The organism is Sphingobium fuliginis (assembly GCF_015074805.1).
In the GTDB taxonomy this organism is placed as follows: Bacteria; Pseudomonadota; Alphaproteobacteria; order Sphingomonadales; family Sphingomonadaceae; genus Sphingobium; species Sphingobium fuliginis.
This window is the reverse complement of the sequence record NZ_CP060035.1, coordinates 2,620,897-2,637,578: the sequence shown is the minus strand read 5'-3', so window position 1 is coordinate 2,637,578 and position 16,682 is coordinate 2,620,897. Positions and strand designations below refer to the sequence as shown.

The window sequence follows — 16,682 nt, the reverse complement described above, 5'->3', positions numbered from 1 at the left end:
CTGACACGGTTCGGGCCTGACACGGTTCGGGCCTGATATGGTTCGGGCTGGCCTTGCGCGCATAATCCGCTAAAGGCCAGCCCATGACCACGATCCCGCCCGGCCTTCTTCCCGAAGGACTTTCCGACCGCCTGCCGCCGCAGGCAGAGGCTTCCGCGCGTCTTGCGCGCCGCGTGCTCGATACCGTCGCCGCCCATGGCTATGAGCGGGTGATGCCGCCGATCGCGGAGTTCGAGGATTCGCTGGTCGGCCGCCTGAAATCGATGAAGGCGCAGGATCTTGTCCGCGCCATCGATCCCGTATCCCAGCGCAGCCTGGCGCTGCGTCCGGACATGACCGCGCAGGTGGGCCGCATCGCCGCCACCCGGCTGGCTACCGCACCGCGTCCGCTGCGCCTGTCCTATGCCGGGCCGGTGATCCGCCTGCGCGCGAATCAGCTTCGTCCGGAACGGGAGCGCTTCCAGGTCGGCGCCGAACTTATCGGCAGCGACAGCGTCGCCGCGGCCGTGGAGATCGTGAACGTCGCCATCGAAGCGCTGCAGGCGGCGGGCGTCACCGGCATCACCATCGACTTCACCTTGCCGGACCTGATCGACACGCTGGCCGCCGGTCCGCTGCCTCTCGCCCCGGAAGAGATAGAAGCCGTCCGCGCCGAGCTGGACGCCAAGGATGCGGGCGCGCTCGCGGCGATCAGCCCGGCCGCCGCTGCCTATCTGCCGCTGATAGAGGGCACCGGCCCCTTCCACGCGGCGATGGAGCGTCTGGAAGCGCTCAACGCGGAACTGGGCGGCGCCATCGACAGCCGGATCGCCGGCCTGCGCGCCATTGCCAGGCCCATCGGCTGGGACATCACCCTGACGCTCGATCCCACCGAGCGGCATGGCTTCGAATATCAGAACTGGTTCGGCTTCTCGATCTTCGCGGACGGCTTCACCGGAGAGATCGGCCGGGGCGGCAGCTATGCGATCATCCGCGCCGACGGGTCGGAGGAACCGGCCATGGGCTTCTCCCTCTATCCCGATCCGTTGATCGATGCGGGCTTCGGCGGCCAATCCCCCAAGCGCCTGTTCCTGCCGCTGCACCATGACGCGGCGCGCGCGGCGCAGTTGCGCGCCGAAGGCTGGCAGACCATCGCCGCGCTGACGGGTGAGGAGAATGGCGAAACGCTGCGCTGCTCCCACTGGCTCGACGGCGCAGAACCCCGGCCTTACTGACCGAAGCGGCGGCTTAGATATTGGTCGACGATGGCGGTTCCGGGATAACCGGGATCGCCCATCGCCCGGTTGATCTGCATATGCCCGCGCAGGCCCCGGCCCGCCAGCGCAGTCATCTCCACCGGCGTTCCCGCCTTGCGCAGCGCCGCCGCCAGCGCCTCCGACTGCGCCGTGCCGTCCGCGCGGTCGACATGCAGGATCAGGAAGCCGGGCGCATTGGGTTGCCCGGCGTGCAACGTCGGCGACAGCGCCTTCTGCCGCGCCGGATCGGTGCCGAAGGCCTGTTCATAGGTGCCCGCCATGAAACGCCCGCCCTCCGCCATTTGCCTGCCGACATCATAGGCCGCGCCGTCCAGCAGGATCACCCCACGCACGGCATCCGGCCTCAGCCCCGCCTTGGCGAAATAGCGCATGTCCGTCCCCACCAATGCGGCCAGATGCGCACCCGCGCTATGCCCCATCAGCACGATCCGGTCCGCATCGAAGCCCAGGTCCATTGCCTTCGCTCGCAAGAAGGCCAGCGCGTCGGCCACGTCCTGCGCCTGTTGTTCCACCGTCGCGTCCGGCACCAGCCTGTAGTCGACGGAGGCGAAGGCATAGCCAAGCCCATGATAATGTTCGGCCTTGGCGGCTCCGGTGGCATTGTCCTTGCTCCCGCGTTTCCACCCGCCGCCGTGCACGAAGACGACCAGTGGCGCCTTTTGCGATTGGGCGGGCCAATAGTCCAGAACCTGCAAGCCATCCTTGCCATAGGCCATGGTCTGTCCGCCCGGCGCATTCTGCTGCCCCTCCGCCATCCGCGCCCGCCAGCGTTCGCGCAGGCCCTGCGCCTCGCTGCCCGATGCGACCAGCATCAGGGCCAGCATCGCTCCCGTCGTCAATCGCCGCATTCAACCGCCCTTTCGCGTTCCCGAGCGGAAGCTTGCCAGACCGGCCGGCCGCGTAAAGCCATCCCGCTGTATCAAAGTGTAACCCCTTCGCCTTGACGCGCCCGCCATGCCCCGCTAACGCGCGCCCCGCACAGGACGGCCATCGTCAACCGGGGCGTCCACCCTATCCCACCGGCATGCCGAGTCCCGTCGAAGGGCATGGCCGGTCCGCGCGGCGGGCGGAGGACTGTAACTGTGGCAAATGTGACCGTGATCGGCGCCCAATGGGGCGACGAAGGCAAGGGCAAGATCGTCGACTGGCTGTCGGAACGCGCCGACGTCGTCGCCCGGTTCCAGGGCGGCCACAATGCCGGCCACACGCTGGTCGTGGGCGAGAAGGTGTACAAGCTCTCCCTGCTCCCCTCCGGCATCGTGCGCGGCACGCTGTCGGTGATCGGCAATGGGGTGGTGCTGGACCCTTGGCACTTCCGCGACGAGGTCGCGAAGCTGAAGGGGCAGGGCGTGGAGATCACGCCCGACAATCTCCAGATCGCGGAAACCTGCCCGCTGATCCTGCCTTTCCACCGCGACCTGGACCGCCTGCGGGAGGATGCTTCGGGCGCGGGCAAGATCGGCACCACCCGCCGCGGCATCGGCCCGGCCTATGAGGACAAGGTCGGCCGCCGCGCCATCCGCGTCTGCGACCTCGCTCATCTGGACGATCTGGGCCCGCAACTCGACCGCCTGACCGCGCATCACGACGCGCTGCGCGCCGGGTTCAACGAAGCGCCGATCGACCGCGACGCCCTGATGGCGGAGCTGCGCGACATCGCCGGCTTCATCCTGCCCTTCGTCAAGCCCGTCTGGCTGACGCTGAACAAGGCGAAGGCGGAAGGCAGGCGCATCCTGTTCGAAGGGGCGCAGGGCACGCTGCTCGACATCGACCATGGCACCTATCCCTTCGTCACCTCGTCCAACACCGTGGCTGGCACGGCGGCGAGCGGCACCGGCCTTGGTCCATCGGGCGCGGGCTTCGTGCTGGGCATCGTCAAGGCCTATACCACCCGCGTCGGCTCCGGTCCTTTCCCGACCGAGCAGGAAAATGACGTCGGCCAGCGTCTGGGCGAACGCGGCCATGAATTCGGCACCGTCACCGGCCGCAAGCGCCGCTGCGGCTGGTTCGACGCCGTGCTGGTGCGCCAGTCGGTCGCCGTATCGGGCGTCACCGGCATCGCCCTTACCAAGCTGGACGTGCTGGACGGTTTCGAGGAACTGAAGATCTGCGTCGGCTACAGGATCGGGGACCAGAGCTTCGACTATCTGCCCGCCCATGCGCAGGACCAGGCCAAGGCGGAACCGGTCTATGAGACGATCGAAGGCTGGCAGGACACGACGGCAGGCGCCCGGAGCTGGGCCGAACTGCCTGCCCAGGCGATCAAATATATCCGCCGGATCGAGGAACTGATCGGCTGCCCGGTCACGCTCGTCTCCACCAGCCCCGAGCGCGAGGACACCATCCTCGTCCGCGATCCCTTCGCGGATTGACGTCTTTTGCGGTTTCAGCGAGGCTGAAACCGTTCGGCTCCGGCCCGCTCCCCCACCCGGCCACCCAAGGGCAGTATCACATGGGTGGCCGGGTGGGGGAGCGGGCCGGAGCGGTCACCTAGAGCGTTTTCCAAGCAGATGGAATCATCTGCTGACTCGGAAAACGCGACAAAACAAAAACTTAGAGCAGTCGAGCCGATGCAATCGGATCGGAATCTGCTCTAGAAGGAAATCCGATGGCCGGCGACCGCTTCGAGCGTCACAAGCAACCCTGGACGGCGGACGAGCTGCAAAAGCTCCACACGCTGGCGAAGAAGGGCATGGCGCTGAAAGCCATCGCCAAGGCTCTGACCCGAAGCGAGGAATCCGTGAAGGCCCGCGCCAAGCAGGATGGGCTGAACATCGCGAAGTTGCGTTAATTCAGCCAAGGACGATGCCGTGTTCCCGCAAGCGCGGGCGCACGGCACGCCTTATGGCAGCAACGGGCCCGATTCAACGCAGCGCGCCCTAGCCCTTTTCCTCTTCCTCCACCATGTCGGGCGCCAGTTCCAGCCCGGCTCGGCCGTGCGCGGCGGTATGCGCCGGCGCCTTGGGGTGGGGCACATATTCGGGTTCCTCGACCTCCAGCATGCCTTCCCATTTGGTGATGACGGATGTGGCGATGGCATTGCCCAGCACGTTGGTCGCGGTGCGGCCCATGTCCATGAAATGGTCGACGGCCAGGATGAAGGCCACGCCCTCCACCGGCAGGTCGAACTGCCCCAGCGTCGCCGCGACCACCACCAGCGACGCGCGGGGCACGGCGGCGATGCCCTTGCTGGTCACCATCAGCACCAGCAATATGGTGATCTGCGTGGCGATCGGCAGGTCGATGCCATAGGCCTGGGCGATGAAGATCGTCGCGAAGGTCGAATACATCATCGACCCGTCCAGATTGAAGCTGTAGCCCAGCGGCAGCACGAAGCTGTAGATGCGGCGCGGCACGCCGAAGCGGTCGAGCTGCTCCAGCATCTTGGGATAGGCGGCCTCCGACGAGGCGGTGGAGAAGGCGATCAATATCGGCTCGCGCACATAGCGGATCAGCTTCACCATCCGCTTCCCCAGGAAGATCGATCCCGCCGCGAACAGCAGCAGCCAGAGCGCGATCAGCGACAGGTAGAATTCGCCCACCAGTTCGCCGAAGGTCTTGAGCACGCCCAGCCCCTCGGTCGTCACCACCGACGCCAGCGCGCCGAACACGGCGAAGGGGGCGACGCGCATGACATAGCCGGTCACCTGCAGCATCAGTTCCACCATCGCCTCGATCACGGTGACGACCGGCTTGCCCTTCTCACCGATGGCGGTCAGCGCGATGCCCACGAACAGGGAGAAGACGACGATCTGCAGGATCGAATTTTCCGCCATCGCCCCGACCATGGAGGTCGGAAAGACATGCAGGATGAAGTCGCGGAAGTTGAGCGCCTCCGTATTCACGCCCGAATCCGCGCCCGACCGGACGAGGTTCAATCCCTCGCCCGGCGCGAAGAAATTGACGAAGATGAGGCCCAGCGTCAGCGAGATCAGGCTGGCGATGATGAACCAGGCGAGCGCGCGCCCGCCGATCCGCCCCAGCGCGGCGCTGTCGCCCATATGCGCGATGCCCGCCACCAGCGTGGAGAAGACCAGGGGCGCGATGATCATCTTGATCAGATGCAGGAAGATGTCCGCCAGCAGGTGGTAATAGCCCGCCACATCCTTCGCCAGCGCCTTGTCGCCACCCACCCAGATATTGGTGGCAAAGCCCACGATCACCCCCAGAACCATGCCCGTCAGGATGAACGCCGTCAGTCGATTTCGCATCTCGTTCCTTTAACCGGCGCGTGGGCGCACCGCATTCATGGTCTGTCCCAAATGGTGGCTACACCTAACAGCCACCCGCAGCGCCCGCAATCGAAGGCGCGCGCCTGCCGTCATCGGGTTAGACGAATGAGGAATCATATTCCGCGCCCCGTCCGGCGCCGGAAAAGCAGGGCCTCAGGGGTAGAGCAGCCCCTCGCGCCAGCCGTCGCCGGTCCGTTCGAACAGGCGGCGCTCATGCAGGCGATGTTCGCGATCCTGCCAGAATTCGATTCGTTCGGGGATGAGGCGGAAGCCCGACCAATGCGGGGGACGCGGCACCGGCCCGCCCTCGAAGCGCAGGCTGACTTCCTCATATCGCGCCATGAACACGTCGCGCGATTCCAGCGGGCGCGACTGGTCGGACGCCCAGGCGCCCAACTGGCTGTCACGGCTGCGCGTCGCGAAATAGGCGTCGGCCGCGGCGTCGTCCACCGGGCCCACCGCCCCCTCGATCCGGACCTGCCGCCGCAGCGACTTCCAGTGGAACAGCAGCGCCGCATGGGGATTGGCGTGCAGCTCCTCCGCCTTGCGCCCCTCGAAATTGGTGTAGAAGACGAAGCCGTCCGGCCCATGCCCCTTCAGCAGCACCATCCGCACCGAAGGCCGCCCGCGCGCATCGGCGGTGGCCAGCGCCATGGCGTTGCTGTCGTTGATCTCGGTTTCGCGCGCCTCGACATACCAGGCATCGAACAGGACGAAGGGATCGGTCATGCGCGGTGATGTACGCCCCTCATAAAGCCATGTCGATAAGGCTTTCCCACGCTTGAACGACGCCGCGCCTTTCGCCACATAAGGCGCAAACGGTTTTTCATGCAAAAGGATATGTTGGCGGCAATGGCTGATCCCTACTCCACCCTGGGCGTCGCGCGCAGCGCGAGCGAGGCAGAGATCAAATCGGCCTATCGGAAGCTCGCCAAGGAACTGCATCCCGACAGGAACAAGGACAATCCGAAGGCGGCGGAGAAATTCTCCGCCGTCACCAGCGCCTACGACCTGCTGTCGGACAAGGACAAGCGCGCGCGCTTCGACCGGGGCGAGATCGACGGCGAGGGCAATCCGACCGCGCCCTTCGGCTTCGGCGGCGCCGGGGCGGGCGGCTTTCGGGGCCGGCCGGGTCAGGGCGGCGGGTTCGAGTTCCAGGAAGGCGGCGCCGATTTCGGGGACATATTCGAAGGCCTGTTCGGCGGCGGCGCAGGCCGCCGTGGTGCGGCGGGCGGGGGCTTTGGCGGTTTCGGCCGTGGCGCGCCGCCGCAGAAGGGGGCGAACGTCACCTATCGCCTCGCCGTCCCGTTCGTCGACGCCGCGACCCTCGCGCCCCAGCGGATCACGCTTCAGGACGGCAAGACCATCGACCTCAAGCTCCCCGCGGGGGTCGAGACGGGCACGCAGATGCGGCTTTCCGGCAAGGGGCAGCAGGGTCCCGGCGGCGCGGGCGACGCGATCGTCACCATAGAGGTGAAGCCCCACCCCTTCTTCAATCGCGACGGCGACAATGTGCTGCTCGACCTGCCCATCACCCTGGACGAGGCGGTGCAGGGCGCGAAAGTCAAGGTGCCGACGGTCGACGGCCCGGTGATGCTGGGCGTGCCGGCGGGCGCCTCCTCCGGCAAGACGCTGCGGCTGCGCGGCAGGGGCTTCACCGGCAAGACCGGCCAGCGCGGCGACCAGCTCGTCACCCTGCTGATCGACGTGCCCGCCGACGATCCGGCGATCAAGGCGCTGGTGGAAGGCTGGCGGGACAGCCGCGCCGTGCGGACCCATCTGGGCGTTTGAGGGGTTAGGGGGGAATGCCGCAGCCGTCCCCCTATTCACCGGAGTCCCGTCGCCAGCGGCTCACCGAAGAAGCCCGCACCAAGTTCCATCGCCAGATCGCACGGGTGCGCCCCGGCAGCCATGCCTTCGAAATCGCGAAGCGGGTGGCGGTCGGCACCTATAGCGACGGTTTCATCCATGCGGGGAACCTTGCCTATCTCTCGCTGATGACTTTGTTCCCTTTCTTCATCGTGGCGGCGGCGGTGGCGAGCATCTTCGGCCGGTCGCAGGACGGGCTGGCGGCGGTCGGCGCCTTTCTGGAAACGGTGCCGCCCGGCGTCGCGGAGGTGGTGCGCCAGCCGATCGTCGATGTGCTCAACGCCCGCACGGGGCCGCTGCTCTGGCTGGGCGGACTGGTCGGGCTGTGGACCGTCGGCAGCCTCATAGAGACGATCCGCGACATATTGCGCCGCGCCTATGGCACCAGGAGCACGCGCCCCTTCTGGCATTATCGCCTGACCGCCATCGGCATCACCCTGGTCAGCGTGTTCGCGGTGATGTTCGCCTTCTCCATGCAGGTGATCATCACCGGCATCGACCAGTTCCTGCACCAGATCCTGCCCTTTGCCGACCAGGCGATACAGATCGTCGGCCTGACCAAGCTGGCGCCCATGGCGATCCTGTGCGTCGCGCTCTATTATCTCTATGTTTCCCTGACCCCCAGCCTGTACAAGGATCCGCGCTTCCCGAAATGGCCCGGCGCCATCGCCACGGCGCTCTGGTGGTACGGCGTCACCCTGCTGCTGCCGGTCACGCTTTCCATGCTCGGCGGCTATGACATGACCTATGGCAGCCTGGCCGGCGTGATGATCACGCTCATTTTCTTCTTCCTTGTCGGGCTTGGCGTGGTAATTGGCGCGGAATTGAATGCGGCGCTGGCGGAGTTCCCGGAAGAGGAAGCCGCCACCGCCGCGCAGGTCGACAAAGGGAATGGGACGACGAAATGACAGGCTTGATGGCGGGAAAACGCGGTCTGATCATGGGACTGGCAAACGACAAGTCGTTGGCCTGGGGCATATCGAAGGCGCTGCACGCCCAGGGGGCGGAACTGGCCTTCTCCTATCAGGGCGACGCGCTGGCCAAGCGGGTCAGGCCGCTGGCGGAGGAACTGGGTTCCGACTTCCTGATCGACTGCGACGTGTCGGACATGGAAAAGCTCGACGCCGCCTTCGAAGAAGTCAGGGCGAAGTGGGGCAAGCTGGATTTCGTGGTCCATGCCATCAGTTTTTCCGACAAGAATGAGCTGCGCGGCAAATATGTCGACACCAGCCTGGAGAATTTCCTGCTGACGATGAACATCTCCGCGTACAGCTTCGTCGCCGTCGCCAAGCGCGCGCGGGCGCTGATGGCGGAGGGCGGCAGCCTGCTGACGCTCAGCTATTATGGCGCGGAAAAGGTCATCCCGCATTATAACGTCATGGGCGTGGCCAAGGCGGCGCTGGAAACCAGCGTCAAATATCTGGCGATGGACCTGGGCCCGGAAAATATCCGGGTCAACGCCATCTCCGCCGGACCGATCAAGACGCTGGCGGCGAGCGGCATCGGCGATTTCCGCTACATCATGAAGTGGAACGAGCTGAACAGCCCGCTCCGCCGCAATGTGACGATAGAGGATGTGGGCGGCGCCGGCCTCTATCTCCTCTCCGACCTAGCGGCGGGCGTGACCGGCGAAGTCCATCATGTCGACGCGGGCTACAATGTCATCGGCATGAAGGCCGAGGACGCCCCCGACATCGCGCTGGACAAGTAACAAAACCCTCTCCCGCCGGGAGAGGGAGGGCCCCGGCGCGAAGCGCTGGGAGGGTGAGGGCGAACCACCTCACCCAAAGGGCAGGGATCATGAGCTTCAACACATTTGGCCGCGTCTTCCGCTTCTCGACCTGGGGCGAGTCCCATGGTCTCGCCATCGGCGCGATGGTCGACGGCTGCCCTCCGGGCCTGTCGCTCAGCGAAGCCGACATCCAGCCCTTCCTCGACAAGCGCAGGCCCGGCACCTCAAAATTCACCACCCAACGCCGCGAGCCGGATGAGGTGCGCATCCTCTCCGGCGTGTTCGAAGGGCGGACCACCGGCACCCCGATCAGCCTGATGATCGAGAATACCGACCAGCGTTCCAAGGATTATGGCGAGGTCGCCAAGGCCTATCGCCCCGGCCATGCCGACTATGCCTATGACGCCAAATATGGCTTCCGCGACTATCGCGGCGGCGGGCGATCCTCGGCACGGGAAACCGCCAGCCGCGTGGCGGCCGGCGCGGTGGCGCGGCTCGTCATCCCCGATGTCGACATCTTCGCCTATGTCAGCGAAATCGGCGGCGACGCCATCGATCCGGCCCGTTTCGACGCGAGCGAGATCGACAGCAACCCCTTTTTCTGCCCCGACCCGGAAGCGGCGAAGCGTTGGGAGAAACTGGTCGATGACGCCCGCAAGGACGGCTCGTCGCTCGGCGCGGTGGTCGAATGCGTCGCCAGCGGGGTTCCGGCGGGCTGGGGCGCGCCGCTCTATGCCAAGCTGGACAGCGAACTGGCCGCCGCGATGATGAGCATCAACGCGGTCAAGGGCGTGGAGATCGGTGACGGCTTCGCCGCCGCCCGCCTGCGCGGCGAACAGAATGCCGATCCGATGCGGCCCAATATGGACGGGGGCAATGACGGCAACCCCGTCTTCCTCGCCAACCATGCGGGCGGCATTGCGGGCGGCATCTCCACCGGGCAGCCGGTCAAGGTCCGCATCGCCTTCAAGCCGACCAGCTCGATCCTGATCCCGGTCGAAACCATCACCCGCGAAGGCGTGGCGTCGGAGATCATCACCAAGGGCCGCCACGACCCCTGCGTCGGCATTCGCGGCGTGCCGGTGGTGGAAGCGATGATGGCGCTGGTGCTGGCGGACCAGAAGCTGCTCCAACGCGCGCAATGCGGTGAAGGCTGAGTCAGGCGTCGCCCTGCTCCTGCAAGGGCAGGAGCCCGCAGGAGAACCGCGTTCACCGCCGCAATATAACGCGCCGAATCGAGCCATTCTTTCGATAAAGGCAGGATTTGCGCGAGACGACTCAGCCAATCTGCGGTAACATCATCGTCACAGATCGCCCGCGGGAGGGCGAGCGGCAGTGCGTAAGCCTGGGGAGCGTCACCATGGTTTCCATGGATTGACGGTCAAAACGTCCCCTTCAGCCGCGAACACGGGCCAGCCATGCAACCATGGCTGGCCCATTTCGTTCAGGCAGGACGCGAAAACGCGATCCGGGGCACAAGACGCATGCATTTCATCACCGCGCTGATCGGCATCTATCGCGCGGAAATCGGACTTCTCATCCTCGCCCTGATGTTCGTCGCCTTCGTGCGCGAACGCTATTCGCCCACGGTCGTCTCCGTGGTCGGCGCGTGCGCCTTCGCGGTGCTGGGCCTGCTCGACGAAAAGGACCTGTTCTCCGTCTTCTCCAACAGTGCGCCGCTGACGGTGGGCGCGATGTTCGTGCTTTCCGGCGCGCTGATCCGCACGGGGACGATCAATCGCGTTGCCGATCTGGTCATGGCCCGCGCCCAGCGCCATCCGCGCCTGGCGCTGGCCGAAGTCACGCTCGGCACGGTCATCCTCTCGGCTTTCCTCAACAACACGCCCGTGGTGGTGCTGCTGATCCCGATCATGTTCAAGCTGGCGCAGGCGACCGGCTATCCGGTGAAGAAGCTGCTGATCCCGATGAACGCCGTTGCCGTGATGGGCGGTTGCGTGACGCTGATCGGCACATCGACCAACCTGATCGTCGCGGGCATCGCCGCCGATCAGGGCATGGCGCCCTTCGGCATATTCGACATCACGCCCTATGGGTTGGCGGGGGTCTTGGCCGGCGTCGCCGCGCTGGCCGGCCTGTCCTTCCTGCTTCCCGGCGATCCGCCCTCCATCGCGGGGGAGGATGGCGGCAATGTGCAGGATTATCTGACCGAACTCACCCTGTCGCGCGACAGCGACCTCATCGGCCGCACGGTCGGCTCCCTGTCGATCATCGGCCGCTCCGCCAGCCTGCTCGGCCTCAAGAGGGCGGGGGAGATACGGCGCCGGGGGATAGAGGAAGAGGAACTGCACGCCGGCGACCGCCTGCTGGTCCATGCCGACGGCGCGACGATCATGACCCTGCGCGAATCCGGCGATTTCGAAATCGGGCTGGCCGCGGCGTCGGAGACTCCGGGCAGCGGCACCGTCATCGAAGCGATGATCGCGCCCAGCCATCCGTCCATCGGGGAACGGCTGATCGACATTCCCTTCCTGCACGCGCTGCGGGTGCGGATCATCGGCGTCCACCGGGCGCGTCACCTGCCGGGTCCGGACCTCAGCGAAACCCGCGTGCGCGGCGCCGACCGCCTGCTGATCGCGGGCAGCGACGACAGCATCCGTTCGCTCAAGGACAATGCCCATCTGATCGGCGTCGACATCAGCCGCGCCCGCGCCTTCCGCCCGCGAAAGGCATGGATCGCCATTCTTGCCCTGACGGCGGTGGTGCTGCTCTCGACCGTCGATCTCATCGGCATCGGCCTTGCCGCCTTCATCGCCGTGGGCGTGATCCTCGTCACCCGCTGCATCGACCCGGAGGAAGCCTGGGCCGCCATCGACGGCGACGTGCTGATCCTGATCTTCGCCATGCTCGCGGTCGGGCTGGCGCTCGAACAGGCGGGCAGCGTCGCGCTGATGGTCGGCTGGATCGAGCCGCTGCTCGCCGCCGCTCCGGCATGGACGCTGGTGTTCCTCATCTATTTCTTCGCGCTTCTGCTGTCGGAACTGCTCAGCAACAATGCGGTCGCGGCGCTGCTCACGCCGCTCACCATCGCGCTCGCGCATCAACTCGGCGCCGATCCGCGTCCGCTGGTGATCGCGCTGATGATCGGCGCGTCGGCCTGCTTCGCCACGCCGATCGGTTATCAGACCAACGCCCTTGTCCATGCGGCCGGCGACTATCGCTTTTCCGATTTCGTGCGCATCGGGATTCCGCTCAACCTGATCGTCGGGCTGGCGGTCTGCACCACGCTCACCCTCCTGGCTTGAGGAGCGGGCCGGGCCTGAGGAGCCGGGCCACGCCAAGCCATTTTCGGCGGACCGGCCCTGTCCCCGCACCGAACGCATCGTCATGATGGCCCGAAACCAAAGGATTGCCCGTGACCAGCCTGCCCATCATTCAGGTCGACGCCTTCGCCGACGCTCCCTTCACCGGCAATCCGGCCGCGGTCATGCCGCTTGGCCGATGGCTGGACGATTCGACGCTTCAGGCGATAGCGGCGGAAAATAATCTGTCCGAAACCGCCTTCACCGTGCCCACCCCCGACGATCCGGAGGCGGACTATGCGCTGCGCTGGTTCACGCCCGCCGTGGAGGTCAAGCTCTGCGGCCACGCCACGCTGGCGAGCGGCCATGTGCTGATGGGCGGGCGTACCGCCGTCCGCTTCCGCACGCGGGAAGCGGGCATCCTGACCGTGTCGCGGGACCGCGACGGCTATGGCCTCTCGCTCCCGGCCTGGCCGACCGCGCCCAGCCCGCTGCCGGAGCTGGCGGCGGCGATGGGCGGGGACGTCCTCGAAACCCAGTGGCGCGAGGGCGGCTTCGCGATCTTCGTCTATCGCGATGCCGCCGCGATCCATGCGCTGGAACCGGACTTCGCGACGCTGAAGAAGGCAGGGCCGCTGCTGCTCATCGCCACCGCACCCGGCGAGGACAGCGACATGGTGAGCCGCGTCTTCGTTCCCGGCGCGGGCATAGACGAAGACCCGGTGACTGGCTCCGCCCATTGCCTGCTCACGCCCTATTGGGCGAAGCGGCTGGACAAGATCAGGCTGACGGCATTTCAGGCATCGCAGCGCGGCGGGCGCTTAACGTGCCGGCTTTCTGGCGACCGGGTGATCCTGACGGGCGCCTGCCGCACGGTGATCGAAGGCAATTTCCTGCTTTGAGAGGTGGCGATGGCTGAGGCCGTCCGGCCAATTCCAGCCAACCGGCGACCCTGCGCAAAGAAAATAAAGGTCAGTTCACCGCGAATAAAGCCCGACGAGCTTCGCCAGCCCCGTCTTCAGCGCATCGCGCTCCGCCTTAGTGGGCGACATGCCCAGCCGCACGACCGTCAGGCGCTGCGAAGGCGAAACCAGTATATATTGCCCTCCATGCCCGACGCAGCCGAACAGGCTGCGCGGCGCCTGCCCCGGCATCAGCGCGCTGTCCTCGCTGTCCCGGTTCAGCCACAGATGCGCGCCATAGGCGGCATTGCGGGGCGAGGGCGCGCGCATATAGTCGATCCACTTTTCCGGCACGATCTGATGCCCCGCCACGCCGCGCCCGTGATTGCGCAGCAATTCCCCGAAGCGGGCATAATCCCGCGCCGTCATATGCATGAAGCTGCCGCCGATCATCGTCCCGGCCGCATCATATTCCACCGCGAGGCTGTCGAGGCGCGCCGGAATCTTCAGCCGCCCGTCGATGAACATCTGCATCGCCCGCCGCCGCACGTCGGGATCGGTGCTGTTGGTCAGCATCCGCGCCATCAGGTCGGCCAGGATGACGCTGTTGCCGGTCGAATAGGAAAAGGCGGTCCCAGGCGCATGGGCAAGCGGCTTGGCCTCCGCAAAGGCGCCCATGTCCTGCGCTCCGTCGGTGAACAGCATCCTTATCGTGTCGGCCTCCGCCAGCGGTTCCCTGTCCTCGACATGATCGAGGCCCGACGTCATGGCCAGCAACTGCCGCAGGGTGATGCGCCCTCGCGGATCGCCCGGCTGTCCCCAGGCCGCGACCGGCACCGGCGAATCGAGCGCCAGCCGCCCGTCCGACACCATCAGCCCGATCAGCACCGCCGTCACGCTCTTGGCCGTGGACCAGGACGGCAGCTTCGTCCGCGGCCCATAGCCCGGCGCGTAGCGCTCCGCCACGATCTCGCCATCGTGCATGACGACCAGCGCCCGGGTCTCGCCCACCGCATCCTCGAACAAAGGATCGATGGCCGCGCGCAGGGCGGCGGCGTCCGCGTCCGAATCGCCTGCGACATGGTAGACCGGCTCCGGCCCGGCGGCGCGCACCGTCCACAACCCGGCCACGGCCAGAATCGCCAAAATCCCGCCCGGCATGCCAAGGCGCTTTACGCTGTTCCGCTCAAGCCTCATAAGCCGCGGCCTTAGCATGGAGCGCGGGAAAGGGGAGCATGTCCGGTCGCCGGAAATGGATTTATGGGGTTTTGGCGGTGGCCCTGCTGCCGCTGGCGCTGCTGGCGTGGAACTGGAGCGCCCTTCGCGCCCATGCCCAGGTCGGCGCGGGCTTCGGCGCGCGCGTCACCTGCTCCTGCCGCTATGTGGAAGGCCGGTCGATGGAAAGCTGTCATGGCGACAAGGAACCCGGCATGTGGGCCGTGTCGCTGAAGGACATGCCCGAATCGCAATCGGTCAACGCTGCGGTTCCGCTGCTCGCTTCGCGCACGGCGCGCTATCGCAAGGGCTGGGGCTGCCTGCTGGAGCCTTGAGCTATCCCGGCTTTCGCTGGGATGACCATGTGGGAAGCTGGCCCCAATCCCCTCAAAGCGCTACAGCCCCTTCCCATGCGTCCCGACATCCCGACCCTCCTCCACGATGTTTTCGGCTTTCCCGGTTTCAGGGGCGTGCAGGAACAGGTGGTCAGCCGCATCATGGCGGGGCAGGCGACGCTGGCGATCATGCCGACCGGCGCGGGCAAGTCTCTCTGCTACCAGCTTCCCGCCGTCGCGCTCGAAGGCTGCTGCGTCGTCATATCGCCGCTGATCGCGTTGATGCACGACCAGCTTCGCGCCGCGCAGGCGGTCGGCATCCGCGCCGCCAGCCTCACCAGCGTCGATGCCGACTGGCGCGAGACGCAGGACCGGCTGCGCAATGGCGATCTCGACCTGCTCTATGTCGCGCCCGAACGCGCCAGCGGGGAGGGGTTCCGCAACCTCCTGCGCGCCGCGAAGATCGCCCTCTTCGCGATAGACGAAGCCCATTGCGTCTCCGAATGGGGCCATGATTTCCGCCCGGACTATCGCCTGCTGCGCCCGCTGCTCGATGAATTTCCGGACGTTCCCCGTCTCGCGCTGACCGCGACCGCCGACCACCACACCCGCGACGACATCCTCGTCCAGCTTGGCATTCCCCGCGAAGGCCTGATCATCGCGGGCTTCGACCGTCCGAACATCCGCTACGCCGTCCATCCCCGCGATGGCCTGCCCCGCCAGCTTTCCGATCTGATCGCCGGCCAGACCGGCCCCGGCATCGTCTACGCCCCCACCCGCGCCGCGACCGAGAAGCTGGCCGAAACCCTCAGCAAGACCGGCCGCCCGACCCGCGCCTATCATGCCGGGCTCGACCCGCAGGTCCGCGCCGCCAACCAGGCCGCCTTCATCGCCAGCGAGGACATGGTGATGGTCGCGACCATCGCCTTCGGCATGGGCATCGACAAGCCCGACGTCCGCTTCGTCGCCCATGCGGCGCTGCCCAAGTCGATCGAGGGCTATTATCAGGAATCCGGCCGCGCAGGCCGCGACGGAGAACCCGCCGAAGCGCATCTTTTCTGGGGCGCCGACGATTTCGCCCGCGCCCGGCAGCGCATCGGCGAGCTCGATCCCCTGCGCCAGCAGGGCGAGCGCGCCCGCATCACGGCGCTGGGCGGGCTGGTCGAAACCGGCACCTGCCGCCGCGCCATATTGCTCCGCCATTTCGGGGAAAATCCCCCGCCGGGCTGCGGCAATTGCGACAATTGCCTCAATCCGCCGCCCAGCATCGACGCGACCCAGACGGCGCGCAAATTCCTGTCCGCCGTCTATCGCACCGGCCAGAGCTTCGGCGTCGGCCATATCGAGCAGGTGCTGACCGGCGCCGTCACCGACAAGATCCGCGAGCGCGGCCATGACAGGATTTCGGTCTACGGCATCGTCGACGGAGAGGAGACGGCGCTGCTGCGCCCCGTCTCCCGCGCCCTGCTGGTGCGCGACGCGCTCCAGACCAACGAGCATGGCGGGCTGGAATTCGGCCCCAATGCCCGCCCGATCCTACGCGGGGAGGAGGAGGTCAGCCTGGTCCTCCCGCCCCGCAAGGAACGCCGCCGCAAGAGCGCCCGCAACGGCAGCGCGGAAAATCCGGTGGGCGATCCGCTGTTCGACGCCCTGCGCGCCTGCCGCCGCGCACTGGCGCAGGAGGCGGGCGTGCCGCCCTATGTGATCTTCCACGATTCGACCCTGCGCGAAATGGCGGAGCAGCGCCCGACGAGCCTCACGGAACTCGGCCACATCAGCGGCGTGGGACAGCGCAAGCTCGACGCCTATGGCGACGCCTTCCTCGCGGCGATCCGCCCTTATCTTTAGAACGGAAGAATTGACCTGCTCCTGCGGAGGAGC

At 66.7% G+C, this 16,682-nt stretch carries 15 protein-coding genes; 11 read left to right on the top strand and 4 right to left on the bottom strand.

Annotated features, from left to right (window positions below; genetic code table 11):
* Positions 1-83 precede the first annotated feature (83 nt).
* Positions 84-1,214: an ATP phosphoribosyltransferase regulatory subunit gene (locus H5V43_RS12760; RefSeq protein ID WP_025551846.1), complete on the top strand. Its 1,131-nt coding sequence runs from the start codon at positions 84-86 to the stop codon at positions 1,212-1,214.
* On the opposite strand, the gene H5V43_RS12755 is transcribed toward H5V43_RS12760, so the two are convergent.
* Positions 1,208-2,011, bottom strand: a complete 804-nt coding sequence (locus tag H5V43_RS12755) for an alpha/beta hydrolase (protein ID WP_244968684.1) — start codon at positions 2,009-2,011, stop codon at positions 1,208-1,210. The genes H5V43_RS12760 and H5V43_RS12755 overlap by 7 nt on opposite strands.
* Before the next feature lie 327 nt (positions 2,012-2,338).
* Between H5V43_RS12755 and H5V43_RS12750 the strand changes: the two genes are divergently transcribed.
* Together H5V43_RS12750 and H5V43_RS12745 are read left to right on the top strand one after the other, a co-directional pair.
* Positions 2,339-3,628, top strand: coding sequence for an adenylosuccinate synthase (locus tag H5V43_RS12750; protein WP_025551850.1), 1,290 nt, complete (start codon positions 2,339-2,341; stop codon positions 3,626-3,628).
* Positions 3,629-3,864: 236 nt separating this feature from the next.
* Entirely contained in the window at positions 3,865-4,047 is a 183-nt protein-coding gene (locus tag H5V43_RS12745) for a hypothetical protein (RefSeq protein WP_007685461.1), read from the top strand.
* A gap of 88 nt (positions 4,048-4,135) precedes the next feature.
* On the opposite strand, the gene H5V43_RS12740 is transcribed toward H5V43_RS12745, so the two are convergent.
* Together H5V43_RS12740 and pdxH are read right to left on the bottom strand one after the other, a co-directional pair.
* Positions 4,136-5,467 (bottom strand): dicarboxylate/amino acid:cation symporter, encoded by a 1,332-nt coding sequence (locus H5V43_RS12740; protein WP_025552151.1) that lies wholly within the window; start codon positions 5,465-5,467, stop codon positions 4,136-4,138.
* Positions 5,468-5,641: 174 nt separating this feature from the next.
* Positions 5,642-6,217, bottom strand: a complete 576-nt coding sequence (gene pdxH / locus H5V43_RS12735) for a pyridoxamine 5'-phosphate oxidase (protein WP_025552150.1) — start codon at positions 6,215-6,217, stop codon at positions 5,642-5,644.
* Between the two features lie 123 nt (positions 6,218-6,340).
* Between pdxH and H5V43_RS12730 the strand changes: the two genes are divergently transcribed.
* The 6 genes from H5V43_RS12730 (at position 6,341) to H5V43_RS12705 (ending at position 13,251) form a co-directional block, all read left to right on the top strand.
* Entirely contained in the window at positions 6,341-7,279 is a 939-nt protein-coding gene (locus H5V43_RS12730) for a DnaJ C-terminal domain-containing protein (RefSeq protein WP_025552149.1), read from the top strand.
* Positions 7,280-7,293: 14 nt separating this feature from the next.
* The gene (locus H5V43_RS12725; protein ID WP_025552147.1) at positions 7,294-8,265 is read left to right on the top strand and encodes a YihY/virulence factor BrkB family protein; all 972 of its coding nucleotides are present in this window, start codon (positions 7,294-7,296) and stop codon (positions 8,263-8,265) included.
* Positions 8,262-9,068 (top strand): enoyl-ACP reductase FabI, encoded by an 807-nt coding sequence (fabI, locus tag H5V43_RS12720; protein WP_193666673.1) that lies wholly within the window; start codon positions 8,262-8,264, stop codon positions 9,066-9,068. Before H5V43_RS12725 ends, fabI begins: the two co-directional genes overlap by 4 nt.
* A gap of 89 nt (positions 9,069-9,157) precedes the next feature.
* A complete protein-coding gene (gene aroC / locus H5V43_RS12715; RefSeq protein ID WP_025551876.1) occupies positions 9,158-10,246 on the top strand; it encodes a chorismate synthase in 1,089 nt (362 codons plus the stop codon).
* Between the two features lie 327 nt (positions 10,247-10,573).
* On the top strand, positions 10,574-12,352 hold the full coding sequence (locus H5V43_RS12710; protein ID WP_025551875.1) for an SLC13 family permease: 1,779 nt from the start codon (positions 10,574-10,576) through the stop codon (positions 12,350-12,352).
* Between the two features lie 110 nt (positions 12,353-12,462).
* A complete protein-coding gene (locus H5V43_RS12705) occupies positions 12,463-13,251 on the top strand; it encodes a PhzF family phenazine biosynthesis protein (RefSeq protein ID WP_025551873.1) in 789 nt (262 codons plus the stop codon).
* A gap of 75 nt (positions 13,252-13,326) precedes the next feature.
* On the opposite strand, the gene H5V43_RS12700 is transcribed toward H5V43_RS12705, so the two are convergent.
* Entirely contained in the window at positions 13,327-14,448 is a 1,122-nt protein-coding gene (locus tag H5V43_RS12700; RefSeq protein WP_025551871.1) for a serine hydrolase domain-containing protein, read from the bottom strand.
* A 38-nt stretch (positions 14,449-14,486) separates the two neighbouring features.
* Here H5V43_RS12700 and H5V43_RS12695 point away from each other — a divergent pair, with 38 nt between their 5' ends.
* Complete coding sequence (locus tag H5V43_RS12695; RefSeq protein WP_025551869.1) at positions 14,487-14,801, top strand: hypothetical protein; 315 nt, start codon at positions 14,487-14,489, stop codon at positions 14,799-14,801.
* A gap of 75 nt (positions 14,802-14,876) precedes the next feature.
* The gene (gene recQ / locus H5V43_RS12690) at positions 14,877-16,649 is read left to right on the top strand and encodes a DNA helicase RecQ (protein ID WP_025551867.1); all 1,773 of its coding nucleotides are present in this window, start codon (positions 14,877-14,879) and stop codon (positions 16,647-16,649) included.
* The last annotated feature ends 33 nt before the right edge of the window (positions 16,650-16,682 follow it).

Excerpts from the sequence above, each read along its gene's own strand:
- recQ (WP_025551867.1), top strand. The coding sequence starts at position 14,877 with ATGCGTCCCGACATCCCGACCCTCCTCCACGATGTTTTCGGCTTTCCC.
- H5V43_RS12710 (WP_025551875.1), top strand. The coding sequence starts at position 10,574 with ATGCATTTCATCACCGCGCTGATCGGCATCTATCGCGCGGAAATCGGA.
- pdxH (WP_025552150.1), bottom strand. The coding sequence starts at position 6,217 with ATGACCGATCCCTTCGTCCTGTTCGATGCCTGGTATGTCGAGGCGCGC.
- H5V43_RS12725 (WP_025552147.1), top strand. The coding sequence starts at position 7,294 with ATGCCGCAGCCGTCCCCCTATTCACCGGAGTCCCGTCGCCAGCGGCTC.
- H5V43_RS12730 (WP_025552149.1), top strand. The coding sequence starts at position 6,341 with ATGGCTGATCCCTACTCCACCCTGGGCGTCGCGCGCAGCGCGAGCGAG.
- H5V43_RS12760 (WP_025551846.1), top strand. The coding sequence starts at position 84 with ATGACCACGATCCCGCCCGGCCTTCTTCCCGAAGGACTTTCCGACCGC.
- H5V43_RS12700 (WP_025551871.1), bottom strand. The coding sequence starts at position 14,448 with ATGAGGCTTGAGCGGAACAGCGTAAAGCGCCTTGGCATGCCGGGCGGG.
- H5V43_RS12755 (WP_244968684.1), bottom strand. The coding sequence starts at position 2,011 with ATGGCGGAGGGGCAGCAGAATGCGCCGGGCGGACAGACCATGGCCTAT.
- aroC (WP_025551876.1), top strand. The coding sequence starts at position 9,158 with ATGAGCTTCAACACATTTGGCCGCGTCTTCCGCTTCTCGACCTGGGGC.
- fabI (WP_193666673.1), top strand. The coding sequence starts at position 8,262 with ATGACAGGCTTGATGGCGGGAAAACGCGGTCTGATCATGGGACTGGCA.
- H5V43_RS12745 (WP_007685461.1), top strand. The coding sequence starts at position 3,865 with ATGGCCGGCGACCGCTTCGAGCGTCACAAGCAACCCTGGACGGCGGAC.
- H5V43_RS12740 (WP_025552151.1), bottom strand. The coding sequence starts at position 5,467 with ATGCGAAATCGACTGACGGCGTTCATCCTGACGGGCATGGTTCTGGGG.
- H5V43_RS12695 (WP_025551869.1), top strand. The coding sequence starts at position 14,487 with ATGTCCGGTCGCCGGAAATGGATTTATGGGGTTTTGGCGGTGGCCCTG.